This window comes from Thioclava nitratireducens, from assembly GCF_001940525.2.
In the GTDB taxonomy this organism is placed as follows: Bacteria; Pseudomonadota; Alphaproteobacteria; order Rhodobacterales; family Rhodobacteraceae; genus Thioclava; species Thioclava nitratireducens.
The window spans coordinates 2,612,779-2,626,025 of sequence record NZ_CP019437.1; the positions used below are offsets into that span (position 1 = coordinate 2,612,779).

The 13,247-nt window shown below is 64.7% G+C and carries 12 protein-coding genes; 3 read left to right on the forward strand and 9 right to left on the reverse strand.

Features of this window, described 5'->3' with window-relative positions; translation table 11 throughout:
- Positions 1-93: 93 nt before the first annotated feature.
- Positions 94-864 (forward strand): DsbA family protein, encoded by a 771-nt coding sequence (locus BMG03_RS12420; RefSeq protein WP_075775083.1) that lies wholly within the window; start codon positions 94-96, stop codon positions 862-864.
- Between the two features lie 262 nt (positions 865-1,126).
- Here the strand turns inward: BMG03_RS12420 and BMG03_RS12425 are convergent, their stop codons facing one another.
- From BMG03_RS12425 to hemA, 4 genes are all read right to left on the reverse strand, one after another.
- Complete coding sequence (locus BMG03_RS12425; protein WP_075775084.1) at positions 1,127-1,825, reverse strand: DUF1236 domain-containing protein; 699 nt, start codon at positions 1,823-1,825, stop codon at positions 1,127-1,129.
- 155 nt (positions 1,826-1,980) lie between these two features.
- Positions 1,981-3,102, reverse strand: coding sequence for a flavodoxin-dependent (E)-4-hydroxy-3-methylbut-2-enyl-diphosphate synthase (gene ispG / locus BMG03_RS12430; protein ID WP_075775085.1), 1,122 nt, complete (start codon positions 3,100-3,102; stop codon positions 1,981-1,983).
- A gap of 84 nt (positions 3,103-3,186) precedes the next feature.
- Positions 3,187-4,449, reverse strand: a complete 1,263-nt coding sequence (locus BMG03_RS12435) for a helix-turn-helix domain-containing protein (RefSeq protein WP_075775086.1) — start codon at positions 4,447-4,449, stop codon at positions 3,187-3,189.
- A gap of 108 nt (positions 4,450-4,557) precedes the next feature.
- Entirely contained in the window at positions 4,558-5,787 is a 1,230-nt protein-coding gene (gene hemA, locus BMG03_RS12440; protein ID WP_075775087.1) for a 5-aminolevulinate synthase, read from the reverse strand.
- A gap of 222 nt (positions 5,788-6,009) precedes the next feature.
- Here hemA and BMG03_RS12445 point away from each other — a divergent pair, with 222 nt between their 5' ends.
- Positions 6,010-7,386 carry a dipeptidase gene (locus BMG03_RS12445; RefSeq protein ID WP_075775088.1) on the forward strand — a complete coding sequence of 459 codons (1,377 nt, stop codon included), beginning with the start codon at positions 6,010-6,012 and terminating at the stop codon, positions 7,384-7,386.
- 113 nt (positions 7,387-7,499) lie between these two features.
- On the opposite strand, the gene BMG03_RS12450 is transcribed toward BMG03_RS12445, so the two are convergent.
- The 5 genes from BMG03_RS12450 to BMG03_RS12470 all read right to left on the reverse strand — a co-directional run bounded on the left by BMG03_RS12450 (position 7,500) and on the right by BMG03_RS12470 (position 10,606).
- Entirely contained in the window at positions 7,500-7,934 is a 435-nt protein-coding gene (locus BMG03_RS12450; protein ID WP_075775089.1) for a c-type cytochrome, read from the reverse strand.
- A complete protein-coding gene (locus tag BMG03_RS12455) occupies positions 7,934-9,304 on the reverse strand; it encodes a multicopper oxidase family protein (RefSeq protein ID WP_075775090.1) in 1,371 nt (456 codons plus the stop codon). The genes BMG03_RS12450 and BMG03_RS12455 overlap by 1 nt, the downstream gene beginning before the upstream one ends.
- A 1-nt stretch (position 9,305) precedes the next feature.
- A complete protein-coding gene (locus tag BMG03_RS12460; protein ID WP_075775150.1) occupies positions 9,306-9,737 on the reverse strand; it encodes a c-type cytochrome in 432 nt (143 codons plus the stop codon).
- An 81-nt stretch (positions 9,738-9,818) separates the two neighbouring features.
- A complete protein-coding gene (locus BMG03_RS12465; RefSeq protein WP_075775091.1) occupies positions 9,819-10,160 on the reverse strand; it encodes a hypothetical protein in 342 nt (113 codons plus the stop codon).
- Between the two features lie 50 nt (positions 10,161-10,210).
- Positions 10,211-10,606, reverse strand: coding sequence for a MerR family DNA-binding protein (locus BMG03_RS12470; protein WP_075775092.1), 396 nt, complete (start codon positions 10,604-10,606; stop codon positions 10,211-10,213).
- A 186-nt stretch (positions 10,607-10,792) separates the two neighbouring features.
- Here BMG03_RS12470 and BMG03_RS12475 point away from each other — a divergent pair, with 186 nt between their 5' ends.
- Complete coding sequence (locus BMG03_RS12475; protein ID WP_075775093.1) at positions 10,793-13,246, forward strand: heavy metal translocating P-type ATPase; 2,454 nt, start codon at positions 10,793-10,795, stop codon at positions 13,244-13,246.
- Position 13,247 lies beyond the last annotated feature (1 nt).

Consider the following 13,247-nt stretch of genomic DNA (forward strand, 5'->3'; position numbering starts at 1 on the left):
TATCGTCCTGCGCGATAACGCCCACTTGATCCCGCGCGCCCGAGCGGTCAGTTTGCTTGCGAACCAACAGGACCCGATCCAAAGGAAATGCCCATGCTCCGCACGCTTCTGGCCGCGACCGCCTTCGCCGCGCTCGCCACGGCCGCCCCGCTCACCCCGGCAGCCGCCCAGGATTTCGACTTCGCCAATATGTCGGACAGCGAGAAATCCGCATTCGGCGACGCCGTGCGCGAATATCTGATGGCGAACCCGCAGGTTCTGGTCGAGGCGATCAACGAGCTGGAGGCCAAGCAACAGGCCCAGCAGGCCGACAATGACAAGAAGCTCATCCAGACCAATGCGAAGGACATCTTCGAGGACGGTCACAGCTGGGTCGGCGGCAATCCCGATGGTGACATTACCATGGTCGAGTTCATGGATTACAAATGCACCTACTGCAAGAAAGCCTATAGCGAGGTCTCGGACCTGATATCGAAGGACGGCAATATCCGCTTCATCGTCAAGGAATTCCCGATCCTCGGCCAGCAATCCGAACTCGCGGCGCGCTTCGCGGTGGCGACGAAGCAGATCAACGGCGACGACGCCTATGCGAAGATGCACGACACGCTGATGACCGCGCGGGGCGACCTGACCGTCGAGAGCCTGAGCCAGATCGCGAAGGATCAGGGTCTCGATCCGCAGCCGATCCTGAAGCAAATGAACGACGACTCGGTCACCGAGGTTCTGCGCCAGAACTACCAGCTGGCACAGCGCATGGCGATTTCGGGCACCCCGGCTTTCGTGATCGGCGGCCAAATGCTGCGCGGCTATGCCCCCGAAGCCGCGATGGCGAAAATGGTCGCCGAAGAGCGCCAATCCGAGTGATCCACACCTGAAGAACGCCGTGCAAAGCCTTCTTCAGGTTAATTTTTCGAGATTGTCAGCGCCGCCCGATTCGATCACGATCCGGGCGGCGTTTTCCTGTCGTTTGCCGTGACCCTCCAAAGCTTTTGCGCGTTAGGCGGTCCTCGGTGGGTCGCGCATCGCGGCGGCGCGGCGCACCAGCGCCAGCAAGGTAAAAATGCCCCCCATAAAAGAACCGGCGCGATGACGCGCCGGCTCTCATGTCGCTTTCCGTCTCGGGGCCTTACGAGGCCGGGACCACGTAGACGATCGCGCGGTTGTCGGGATTCACGAAGACCGTGCGGTCGTTAATGTTGCCGTAGGCATAGGTGCTGTCGGGCACCGGCGTCAGCGTCACCACGTCCGGGACGACCTTGCCGGTCGCAACCTCGCCTTTCAGATAGACCGGTGCGACAGGGTGCTTCTCGACCCAGGTGATCGTGGTGGGTTCGGGCTTGGCGGCAGCGCCGACACCTGCGGCACCGACGAGCGCGCCGACCACGGCCCCCACGGGACCGCCCACGGCAGCGCCGGCCGCACCACCCGCGGCAGCACCGGTCAGCGCCGCGGCACCCTGAGCGTCCTTGCTGGCGTTATCGCCCGGGACCTGAATCTGGTTCACCGTCACCGATTGCGGGTTCGTCGACAGAAGCGCCATCTGGCCGTCGACCATCACACCCAGCTGGCTGGCAGGGGCATAGCCGTTCATGCCGTCATAGGTAACCTGGCAGATCGTGCCGTCGGGCAGGCAGCCTTCGACCGGAATGGTCGAGCCGGCCATCACGGTCGCAACGGTTTTCGACGAGGCTTCGACCCCGGCATGGATCGTCACGTCGCCCTGCGCCGTCGCCATAAGCGGCGGGCTGGTTTCAGCAAAAGCGGTGCCGGCGATCATCGTGGTGCTGGCAGCAGCAGCGAGAATAGTAGCGAGTTTGCGGGTCATTGGACTTACCTCCGTTATTACCCTGACCGTCATCAGCGACGGCCTCTCTCCGTTTGTGGAGAGGGAAATGTGGAGGGGGCCAAATCGTTCCGCGCCCACCTCATCACGCCAGCGTGAGGTGGGGCGAATTCAGGAGGCCGGAGGCGCTTTTCCGCTTACTCGGCGGCAGCTTTCTCCGCTTCGATCTCTGCCGATTTTTTCTCAACCAATTCAACGATATGGTCGATCATATCCGCGTTGGACTGCTTGTGATCCTGCTTGCCGGCCATGTAAACCATGCCCGATCCGGCTCCGCCGCCGGTAAAGCCGATATCGGTCATCAGCGCTTCGCCGGGACCATTCACGACGCAGCCGATGATCGACAGCGAGATCGGTGTCTTGATGTGTTCGAGCCGTTGCTCGAGCTCTGCGACGGTCGCGATCACGTCGAACCCTTGCCGCGCGCAGGACGGGCAGGAGATGATCTGCACGCCGCGGGTACGAAGCCCGAGCGATTTCAGGATCTCGAAACCGACCTTCACCTCTTCGACCGGATCGGCCGAGAGCGAGACGCGCAGCGTGTCGCCAATGCCCATCCACAGCAGGTTGCCCAGCCCGATCGCGGATTTCACCGTGCCGGAGGTCAGGCCGCCCGCCTCGGTGATGCCAAGGTGGATCGGCGCGTCGGTGGCCTCGGCGATGCCCTGGTAGGCTGCGGCGGCGAGGAACACGTCCGACGCCTTCACCGAAATCTTGTATTCGCGGAAATCGTGATCCTCGAGAATGCGGATATGGTCCATAGCGCTCTCGACCATCGCCTCGGGGCACGGCTCGCCGTATTTCTCCAGCAGGTGCCTCTCGAGAGAGCCCGCATTCACGCCGATCCGGATCGAACAGCCGTGATCCTTGGCGGCGCGCACGACCTCGGCCACGCGCTTCTCATCACCGATATTGCCGGGATTGATGCGCAGGCAGGCAGCTCCCGCCTCCGCCGCTTCGATCGCGCGTTTGTAGTGGAAATGGATGTCGGCAACGATCGGCACCGGGCTCTCGCGGCAAATCTCGCGCAGGGCGCGGGTGCTCGATTCATCCGGGGTCGAGACACGCACGATATCCGCGCCGACATCGGCCGCGCGGATCACCTGATCGAGCGTCGCGCGCACGTCCGAGCTGTCGGTATTGGTCATCGTCTGCACCGAGATCGGCGCATCGCCCCCCACGGGGACATTGCCGACCATGATCTGACGGGACTTGCGGCGATAGATATTGCGCCACGGGCGGACCGGGTTGAGAGACATGCAAACGCTCCTTCGAGACCTCGGCTCCTGATACGCCAAGGCCCGCTGCGGTGCAACGGGCCGGGGCGGATCGTGATCTGCGGATTATTGCTGGTCGGTTGCGGCCTGCGTCGCAGCATCGCCCGCATCGGCCACGGCGATCATCTTCGCGAGGTCCTTGTCCTGCGAGAGATTGGCGACCGGATAGGTCTCGTCGAGCGCAGCCGAAGACAGCTTGATGTTCTTGGTGACCTGGCCGCGCTTGCCGACCGGGCCATGCGTCACGCCGTTGACCGCGAAATAGATCGCGCCGGATTCACCCGTGCGCATCGTCGGCGGCTCTTCGAGCTTGGGCAGCACGTAGCGTTCGCCCGCATCCATGACCTTCTCGAACAGCGTCGCGCCATCGGCGGATTTGATCCGCACCCAGGACGGGCGCACGGCCAGCACGACGACGTCGGGCTGATCGGCTTCGAGCGCCTTGGCGACGGCGGATTGGATGTTGTTCTCGGGGCCCGCCGCGGAGGCGAGCTGCGTGCCTTTGGGCGCATCGTTGTTCTGCGCCAGACCGATCAGATTGGGCGTCAGGCCCGGAGCGGCTGCGCCCACCCCCTGCCCGGCCAGCGCGCCGGTCGCATTGGGGTCGATCGAGGCGATCGGCCCGTCACGCGAGACCAGCACCGGCGCGTCGAGCGCGGCCGGGCGGTAGATGCGTGCGGAGCGCTCGGGCTGGTTGACCTCGGGCAGCGTGTCATCGGCCTGCGCCATCTCCGGCCCGTCCTTGACCGAGTCGAGCGGGTCGAGATCGGCCATCACGCCGGGCGCCTGATCCACCGGGGTCAGCTGCACGCGCTGCACTTCCTGCAGCACGGTCCAGCCGCCATAGCCGATCCCGCCACCGATCAGCGCCAGCACGAACAGCGCACCGACCGCGCGCGGTTCGATCTTGCTCCAGATCGATTCCTTGCGCGGAATGAAAGCGGGATTGGCGAGCGCCTCGGCCATGTCCTTCGGGTCGCGCTGCGGCTTGGGGCCGGAGGCGGCCTCCGACATGCCGTGGGCGGGCGAATAGCCAGCCTCGTTGCAGAAGCGCTGGAACGACCATTCCGGGTCGAGACCGAGGTAACGTGCATAGGAGCGCACATAGCCCGCGATGAAGGAGGGCGTGTCGAAAGCTTCCACATCGCAGGCTTCAATGGCCGCGATATAGGCTGCCTTGATCCGGAGTTCGCGCTGAACATCAAGAAGAGATTTGGCGAGCGTCGCCCGCTCGCCGCGCATCACATCGCCAAGACGAAGTTCGAAATCGTCAAACCCTTTAGGTTTGACTTCGTCCTCCGTCGAAGGTTTAGCCCTTCGCCCGATCATGCTGCCTGTCCCTGCCGTTTTCCCGCCTGCGTCGATTCGGAGCCAATAGCCCCTTCGATTAACAAAGGCTTATCACAAGCAAGCGAGCCGCGCACGCGCCTATGTGGCTCAGGCGCTCGCTTCGGCGCGATTTAGCTCACAGCGCGCCCAAAGCGCATCCATGCCCTTGACCAGAGCGTCAATCATACCGGTGTCGTGCACCGGCGAGGGCGTGAAGCGCAGACGTTCGGTCCCGCGCGGGACGGTCGGGAAGTTGATCGGCTGGACATAGACGCCGAACTCGTCGAGCAGCATGTCCGACAAGGCCTTGGTATGCTTGGGATCTCCGATGATCACAGGCACGATATGCGAGCCGTGGTCGATGATCGGCATACCCATGCCCTTCAGGCGCATCTTGAGAATCTTCGCGTGCAGCTGCTGCTTGTCGCGCAACTCCTGACCGCCTTCGCCTTTCAGGAAAGCGATCGACGCGGCAGCGCCAGCCGCGACCGCCGGCGGGATGGAGGTGGTGAAGATGAAGCCCGGCGCGTAGGAGCGCACCGCGTCCACCATCTTGGCCGAAGCCGCGATATAGCCGCCGAACACACCGAAAGCTTTACCCAGCGTACCGTTGAAGATGTCGATCCGGTCCATCTCGCCCAGCTTCTCGGCGATACCGGCGCCGCGCGGGCCATACATGCCGACCGCGTGCACCTCGTCGAGATAGGTCAGCGCGCCGAATTCCTCGGCGAGGTCGCAGATGTCCGAGATCGGGCCGAAATCGCCATCCATCGAATAGACCGACTCGAAAGCGATCAGCTTCGGCGCGGCGGGATCGTCGGCGGCCATCAGTTCGCGCAGATGGGCGACGTCATTGTGGCGGAAGATACGCTTGGCGCCACCGTTGCGGCGGATGCCTTCGATCATCGAGGCGTGGTTCAGCTCGTCCGAATAAATGATCAGGCCGGGGAACAGCTTGGGCAGCGTGCTCAGCGTCGCGTCATTGGCGATATAGGCCGAGGAGAAGACCAGCGCGGCCTCCTTGCCGTGCAGATCGGCGATCTCATGCTCCAGCCGCTTGTGATAGACCGTGGTGCCGGAAATGTTGCGCGTCCCGCCCGAGCCTGCGCCGGTGGCGTCCAGCGCCTCGTGCATCGCCGCCAGCACAGCCGGATGCTGGCCCATGCCCAGGTAGTCATTGCCGCACCAGATGGTGATGTCCTGCTTCGATCCGTCCGGCTTGGTCCAGACGGCATGGGGGAAATTGCCCTTCTCGCGCTCGATGTCGATGAAGACGCGATAGCGGCCTTCCTCGTGCAGCTTGTCAATCGCCTGATCGAGTGCGCGGTCGTAATCCATCTTATGCTTCCCTTGCATGACTGTTCGCTGGGTCTGCCCTAGAGGGCTCCACAAAGCGCGACATTGATAAATGTCAAATTCCTCTCCCTGAAGCGTAAAAATGTCGCAGATAGTCATGAAAAGCAAACATTCACTTTTCGCAATTTGTCGCACCCTTGCGTCACCCCCTCTGGACAGTCTCGCGCGCGGCCCTAGGCTGTGGCAAAAATAAAGGAGGCCTGCATGGCACTGAACGAGGTTCTCACCGAAATCGACAATGGTCTGGACGCCGCGATGGACCGTCTTTTCGAGCTGCTGAAAATCCGCTCGATCTCGACCGATCCGGCCTATCGCGAAGAGACCCACGAAGCCGCGGAATGGCTCGTCAAGGAGTTGAAATCGCTTGGCTTCGACGCGGAGCTGCGCCCGACCACGGGCCATCCGATGGTGGTCGCGCATTCCAAGGGCGACGGCCCGCGCCTGCTGTTCTATGGCCACTACGACGTGCAGCCGGTGGACCCGCTGGAGCTGTGGGACACGCCCCCCTTCGAGCCGCGCATCGAGGACACCGAGAACGGCCGCGTCATCCGTGGCCGCGGGGCCTCCGACGACAAGGGTCAGCTGATGACCTTCATCGAGGCCTGCCGCGCCTACAAGGCCGTGAACGGCGAATTGCCTGGCAATCTCGTGATCTTTCTTGAAGGCGAGGAAGAATCGGGCTCGCCCTCGCTGGTGCCGTTTCTCGAGAACAACCGCGAGGAACTGACCTGCGATCTGGCGCTGATCTGCGACACCTCGATGGTCTCCCCCGGCGTGCCCTCGATTGCGGGCAGCCTGCGCGGGATGCTGAAAGACGAATTCACCCTGCACGGTCCGCGCATCGACCTGCATTCGGGCCATTACGGCGGCCCCGCGCTGAACCCGCTGCGCGAGATTTCCAAACTGATCGCGAGCTTCCATGACGACAAGGGCCGCGTCGCCGTCGAGGGCTTCTACGAAGGCGTTCACGAAGTGCCTCAGGAGCAGCTCGAGGCCTGGAAGACCTGCGGCTTCGACGAGGAGGAATACCTTCACCACGCCGGGATGACCGTGCCGCACGGCGAAGAGGGTTACACGACGCTGGAGCAGCAATGGGCACGTCCGACGCTGGAGATCAACGGTCTCTGGGGCGGTTATCAGGGCGCGGGCTCGAAGACCGTGATTCCGGCCGAGGCGCATTGCAAGATCACCTGCCGTCTGGTGGGCGACATGGACCCCGCCCATGTGCGCAAGGTTCTGCGTAAACATGTCGAGGACCGCCTGCCCGTCGATGCGCGCATCACCTGGGACAACGATCTCGATGGCGCGCCGGCCTCCGTCATGGACACCTCGCGCCCGGAATTCGAAGCCGCGCGCCAGGCGCTGAGCGACGAATGGAACCGCGAGGCGGTTATCGTCGGCATGGGCGGCTCGATCCCGATCGGCTATTACTTCAAGTCGATCCTCGGCATGGATGCGATGCTCGTCGGGTTCGCCAATGACGACGACGCGATCCACTCGCCGAACGAGAAATACGACGTCAAAAGCTTCCACAAGGGGATCCGCTCCTGGGCGCGGATTCTCGACCGGATTGCGAAATAAGCCTGCGGCGAGGGCTTCGCGGCCCTCGCACAGCCGCGCTTCAGTCACCGGCCATTCGCCTCTCGCGAATGGCCGGAACCGTTTCAACTCCCGGATCGCGCCGGCGGCGGCCTCTACTGCCCGTCCCGCGCCGCCTGCACCGCCTGCATCCGCTCGGGCCATGTCGAGCGGATGAAGCCGAGGATGTCGAGGATTTCCGCATCACTCAGCGTTCCGCCGAAACCCGGCATCACACTCGGGAAATCGGCGACCCCACGCGCGGCCAAAGCTACCGCCCCGCCCTGCTTGACGTAATCGAACAGCAACGCGCTCTCGTGGTGCCACGTGTGGCCGGTGGCATCATGCGGCGGCGCCGGCAGAACCCCATCGGGCCCCGCTTCGCGCCAGTCGGGCTGCCCCTCAAGATCGGCGCCATGACAGCTCGCGCAATGGGTCGCGTAAAGCTGCTTGCCCCGAGCGATATCGCGCCCTTCAAGCGAGCTGGCGACCGCCGGAGACAGGGCAACGCCCCCTGTGATCGCGAGGCTGAGAAGGAATATCCGCCCCATCACGCCACCTCGATCCAGGACGTCATCCCCGCCGCCGCATGGGCCAGCATGTGACAGTGCAAAAGCCATTTGCCGGGGTTGTCGGCGGTGAAGGCGATCTCGTGGCTGCGCCCCGGGATCGTCAGCACCGTGTCGCGCATCGGGCCGAGGCTTCCATCCTCGCGCAGCTCGCGGAAATGCATTCCGTGCAGGTGCATCGCATGCGGGAAAGCGGTATCGTTGACGAAGCGCAGCCGCACCGGTTCGCCCTGCGACAGCTTCGCGAATGGCGTATCGCCGATTCCGGCCTGACCGGCCAGCGTCCAGAAATTGCCGCTTTGCATCAGGGCCTGCATCCGGTTGCGTGACATTCGGCCCATCGCGCCGCCCTCGATCTTCATCTCCAGCGGACGGGCCTGTGTCAGATCGGGCGGGGCCATGTTCGGATTGGGCGGCAGGGCCGCAGGTGGATCGCGCCGCGTTCGGCTCGCCTCGCCCGAGATCGCGAAGCCGACCTGACGCTGCCATTGCTGATCATTGTTGAGCCGCTCGATCGCGGCCTCGGCGCCATCGCTGGTCACATCTACGATCAGGTCCACGCGCTGCGCAGGCGCGAGCACCAGTTCCTCGGGAATAGCCTCCGGCGCGGGCAGCGGCATCCCGTCGAGCGCCACCTGCCAGCCCGAAAGCCCGGTCAGGCGCAGCACGAAAATCCGCGCATTGGCGGCATTGATCAGCCGCAGGCGTAACCGTTCATGGCGCTTCGCCGTCAGGGTCAGGGCGTAATGCCCGTTGGTGCCCACGAGATTGCCGAAACGCCCGCCATGGCTGAGGTCCATCGGATGGGTGAAATCCGGCTCCAGCTGCGCAGTATCGGGGTCGAGCAGCCAATCGTCGAGCAACAGCACCTCGTCGCGATCGACATCTGGCGCCTCTGGCTCCTCGACGATCAGCGCACCGGAGAGACCCCGCGCGACCTGCTCCATAGACTTGGTATGCGCGTGATACCAATAGGTGCCCGCGTCCGGCACACGGAAATCATAGTCGAAGGTCTGGCCGGGCGGCACGGCGTCCTGCGTAAGCCCGGCCACGCCATCCATCGCATTGTCGATGCGGATGCCGTGCCAATGCACCGAGCTTGGCACGTCGAGCTTGTTGACGAAGCGGCGTTGCAGCCGCACGCCTTGGGCCACCCGAAGCTGCGGCCCGGGCAGCGTGCCGTCATAGGACCAGACCTCGGTCTGCGGATAGCCCTCGGGGGCGATCTGGGCCTTGGCCACCTGTGCGGTGAGCAGCGTCGGGGCGGTGGCCGCCCCTCCTGCACGCGCGGTCAGCGCAGACGCACCCATCCCGGCGAATACGGCACGGCGGGTCAGTTGGAAGTTCCGCATCTCACTCGATCCCGTTGGCACGCTGCAATTCGCGTACGTAAGCGACGATATTCGCGACATCGCCGCGGGTCAGGCCCTCTTGCGGGGGCATGTTGCCGAAGCGCCAATGATGCGCCCGCACCCCGGTCTGAACGGCGGCCTGGAAGGCCATGTCGCCGTGATGGGTGGGTTCGTAGATCTTGTGCACGAGGGGCGGGCCGAAGCCCATCTTGCCCGTGGCATTCGCGCCATGACAGGCGGCGCATGTCGCATCAAATGCGCGCTTGCCCATCTGGGCCTGCTCGGAGAGCGTGTTCGGCAGGGAGACAGAGACAAGCGGTTCGCCCCGTGCGGGCGCAGCCTCCGCCTCGGTCGCGGTGTCGGGCTGCAGAACGAGCCAGCCGCCCGCAGCGAGGGCCGCGACGACGACGGCAGAAAGTATGTAGCGTTTCATCAGGGTATCCTGTTCGATCATGCGTCCTTTGCACGGACGCGACAGACGAGCCCCCTCGGGGGCCAGCGACGGTGTGATCGATCAGATACGGGGCGGAGGAAGGTCGAGTTGCGGCTCATGCGCCACGGGTGCGGGCGTCTCCGCAGGACGGAGCGTCATCGACAGGTCGGCGCGGCTCAGAGAGAATTCCGGCGCATGATCGAGCCCGGCAGAGACCATCATCTGGGCATGGGGACAGGACTGGTCCTGCATCGGTCCCGCATCGTGATGGGTGTCGGGACAGGCCGCACAGTCGGTCACGGCGACCGTGTCCACCGCGTCCATCGCGCGTGCATGTGTCATCGCGGCAGCGGGCGCGCCCAACTGCGACAGACCGATCAAGCAGACCAGTGCGATCATCACGATATGCAGCGCTTTGCGCATGGCTCTCCCGGTTTCTCCCTGCCTCTATCTGGTGGGCTCTGACGCGGCTGTCAATTCCCGCGCAGTCCCATCAGGTCGTCGAGGATCGCGCAATCGGGCGCATCGTCGCCGTGGCATTGCGCGATCAAATGTTCGAGCCGCGACTCCAACGCAGCGAGCGACGCGATCTTCTCGCGCACCGCTTCGAGGTTTTCCTGCGCCAGCGCGCGTACATCGCGGCTGGCCCGTCCCTCATCGGCGCTCAGCGCAAGAAGGCGGCGACATTCCTCGAGTGAGAACCCAAGGTGACGCGCCTGCGCCAGAAGCCGCAGCTGCTCCACGCAGCTTTCCGAGAAATCCCGGTAGCCATTGGCCCGCCGATCCGGCGAAATCAGGCCGATATCCTCGTAATAGCGGATTGTTTTGACCGGCAGCCCGGCCTGCGTCGCGGCGGTTCCGATATTCATGAGCGCGTGCCTCCTGCGACACATATAAACCTTCCAGCGGCTGGAGGCAAAAGTCACGCTCGCGTGAGAAATACGGGAACGGCGCCACGCGATCGAAGGTTGGCGTGGAAAGATCAATCAGGCTCTTGACCCTCCAGCTACTGGAAGCCCTATCTGATGGGGCGAAGTTGCCGAAAGGATGAACGGATGACACCGCAGCACGCCCATCATACCAAGGAAACCACCGACGCAATCACGCGCGATCCGGTTTGCGGCATGACGGTCGACCCGAATGCCGACAAACCCAGCGCCGAGCATGACGGGCACCTTTACCATTTCTGCTCGCAGGGCTGTCACGACAAGTTCGTGGCCAAACCGAATGACTACATCAAGGCGACCGACCCTGTCTGCGGCATGTCGGTCGAGCGCGCGACGGCGAAGCATATGGCCAAGCTCGATGGCGAGCGATTTTATTTCTGCTCCGAAGGCTGTCAGCACAAGTTCGAGGCCCGGCCCGAGGATTATCTGGGCGCGCGCCCGGCGGCGAAGCCGATGCCCGAGGGCACGCAATATACCTGCCCGATGCATCCCGAGATCGTGCAGGATCATCCCGGAGATTGCCCGAAATGCGGCATGGCGCTGGAGCCAATGAGCCCCACGGCCGATAGCGGCCCGAACCCCGAGCTTGTCGATTTCCGCCGCAGGCTCTGGATCATGGGGCCGCTGGCGGCGGCGGTCTTCGTGCTGGAGATGGGCGCGCATATCGGGCTGCCCGTCGCGGACAGGATCGGGCCGAAAGCCTTCCTCTGGCTGCAATTCGCGCTGGCGACGCCGGTTCTGTGGTTCGCGCGTCCCTTCTTCGTGCGTGGCTGGAAATCGGTGGTGAACGTCTCGCCAAACATGTGGACGCTGATCGCGCTGGGTACGCTCGCGGCCTACCTGTTTTCGCTCGCGGGCCTTCTGCTGCCGGGTATCTTCCCGGCAGAGATGCTCAACGAACACGGGCTTCCCCCGGTCTATTTCGAAGCCTCGGCGGTGATCCTCGTGCTGGTGCTGATCGGCCAGATCATGGAGCTTTCCGCGCGTGAGAAGACCGGAGATGCGATCCGCGCGCTGATGGACCTCGCGCCGAAAACCGCGCGTCGCGTGGGCGAAAACGGTGACGAGGACGTGCCACTCGATCAGGTACAGACGGGCGACAAGCTTCGCGTGCGCCCGGGCGAGACCGTGCCGGTCGATGGCGTGGTCACGGAAGGCTCCTCCGCCATCGACGAGAGCATGATCACGGGCGAGCCGGTCCCGGTCGAGAAAGCCCAGGGCGATGCGGTCACCGGCGGCACGCTGAACAAGCAGGGCAGCTTCGTGATGGAGGCGCAGGCCGTGGGCTCGGAAACCACGCTCTCACGGATCGTCGAGATGGTCGGCAAGGCGCAACGCTCGCGCGCCCCGATCCAAGGCTTGGCCGATCGCGTGGCGCTTTACTTCGTGCCCGCCGTCGTGGCCTGCGCCATCCTCGCCTTCATCGCATGGCTCGCCTTCGGGCCGACCCCGGCCTTGGGCTATGCGACCGTGGCTGCGGTGTCGGTGCTGATCATCGCCTGCCCCTGCGCGCTGGGTCTCGCCACGCCGATGTCGGTGATGGTGGGCACCGGGCGCGGCGCGAGTGCAGGCGTGCTGATCCGCGATGCCGAGGCGCTGGAACGCTTCGCCAAGGTCGACACGCTCATCGTGGACAAGACCGGCACGCTGACCGAGGGCAAGCCCGCGCTGACCGATGTGATCGCGGACGGGGCCTCGGAGGAAGAGGTCAAATCGCTCGCCGCCGCGCTGGAACGCGGATCGGAGCACCCGCTTGCCGAGGCCATCGTGCAAGGCGCGGAAGGTGCGCCCAAACTCGAGGCCGAAGGCTTCGAGGCGGTGACCGGAAAGGGCGTCACGGGCCGCGTCGACGGCGCGCAGATCGCGCTCGGCAATGCGGCCCTGATGAAGCAGATCGGCGCGGATACCTCCGCCCAGTCCGACACGGTCGAGCGTCTGCAATCGGACGGCAAGACGGCGATGTATCTCGCCCGCGACGGTGCGGTGATCGGCGTGATCGCGGTGGCCGACCGGATCAAGGAGACCACCGCGGACGCCATTCGCGCGCTCCACGACGAGGGGCTGCGGATCGTCATGGCTACCGGCGACAGCGAGGGCACCGCGCGGGCCGTCGCACGCGAGCTGGGCATCGACGAGGTCCATGCCGGGGTCTCGCCCGAGGACAAGGCCGCGCTGGTCGACAAGCTGCGCAAGGACGGCGCCTCCATCGCGATGGCCGGTGACGGGGTAAACGACGCGCCTGCGCTGGCGGCCGCCGATGTCGGCATCGCCATGGGCACCGGCGCGGATGTCGCGGTGGAGAGCGCCGGGCTGACGCTGGTCAAGGGCGACCTGACCGGCATCGTCCGCGCGCGCCGTCTGGCCGAGGGCGTGATGCGCAACATCCGCCAGAACCTGTTCTTCGCCTTCGCCTACAACACCGCGGGTGTGCCGATCGCGGCGGGCGTGCTCTACCCGGTCTTCGGCCTGCTGCTCTCGCCGGTGATCGCGGCGCTCGCGATGAGCTTCTCCTCGGTCTCGGTGATCGGTAACGCGTTGCGGCTGCGGAGGCTGAAGCTGTGAC

What these genes read in the sequence shown, in the direction of transcription:
- BMG03_RS12420 (WP_075775083.1), top strand. Translation starts at nt 94, where the DNA reads ATGCTCCGCACGCTTCTGGCCGCGACCGCCTTCGCCGCGCTCGCCACG.
- BMG03_RS12425 (WP_075775084.1), bottom strand. Translation starts at nt 1,825, where the DNA reads ATGACCCGCAAACTCGCTACTATTCTCGCTGCTGCTGCCAGCACCACG.
- ispG (WP_075775085.1), bottom strand. Translation starts at nt 3,102, where the DNA reads ATGTCTCTCAACCCGGTCCGCCCGTGGCGCAATATCTATCGCCGCAAG.
- BMG03_RS12435 (WP_075775086.1), bottom strand. Translation starts at nt 4,449, where the DNA reads ATGATCGGGCGAAGGGCTAAACCTTCGACGGAGGACGAAGTCAAACCT.
- hemA (WP_075775087.1), bottom strand. Translation starts at nt 5,787, where the DNA reads ATGGATTACGACCGCGCACTCGATCAGGCGATTGACAAGCTGCACGAG.
- BMG03_RS12445 (WP_075775088.1), top strand. Translation starts at nt 6,010, where the DNA reads ATGGCACTGAACGAGGTTCTCACCGAAATCGACAATGGTCTGGACGCC.
- BMG03_RS12450 (WP_075775089.1), bottom strand. Translation starts at nt 7,934, where the DNA reads ATGGGGCGGATATTCCTTCTCAGCCTCGCGATCACAGGGGGCGTTGCC.
- BMG03_RS12455 (WP_075775090.1), bottom strand. Translation starts at nt 9,304, where the DNA reads ATGCGGAACTTCCAACTGACCCGCCGTGCCGTATTCGCCGGGATGGGT.
- BMG03_RS12460 (WP_075775150.1), bottom strand. Translation starts at nt 9,737, where the DNA reads ATGAAACGCTACATACTTTCTGCCGTCGTCGTCGCGGCCCTCGCTGCG.
- BMG03_RS12465 (WP_075775091.1), bottom strand. Translation starts at nt 10,160, where the DNA reads ATGCGCAAAGCGCTGCATATCGTGATGATCGCACTGGTCTGCTTGATC.
- BMG03_RS12470 (WP_075775092.1), bottom strand. Translation starts at nt 10,606, where the DNA reads ATGAATATCGGAACCGCCGCGACGCAGGCCGGGCTGCCGGTCAAAACA.
- BMG03_RS12475 (WP_075775093.1), top strand. Translation starts at nt 10,793, where the DNA reads ATGACACCGCAGCACGCCCATCATACCAAGGAAACCACCGACGCAATC.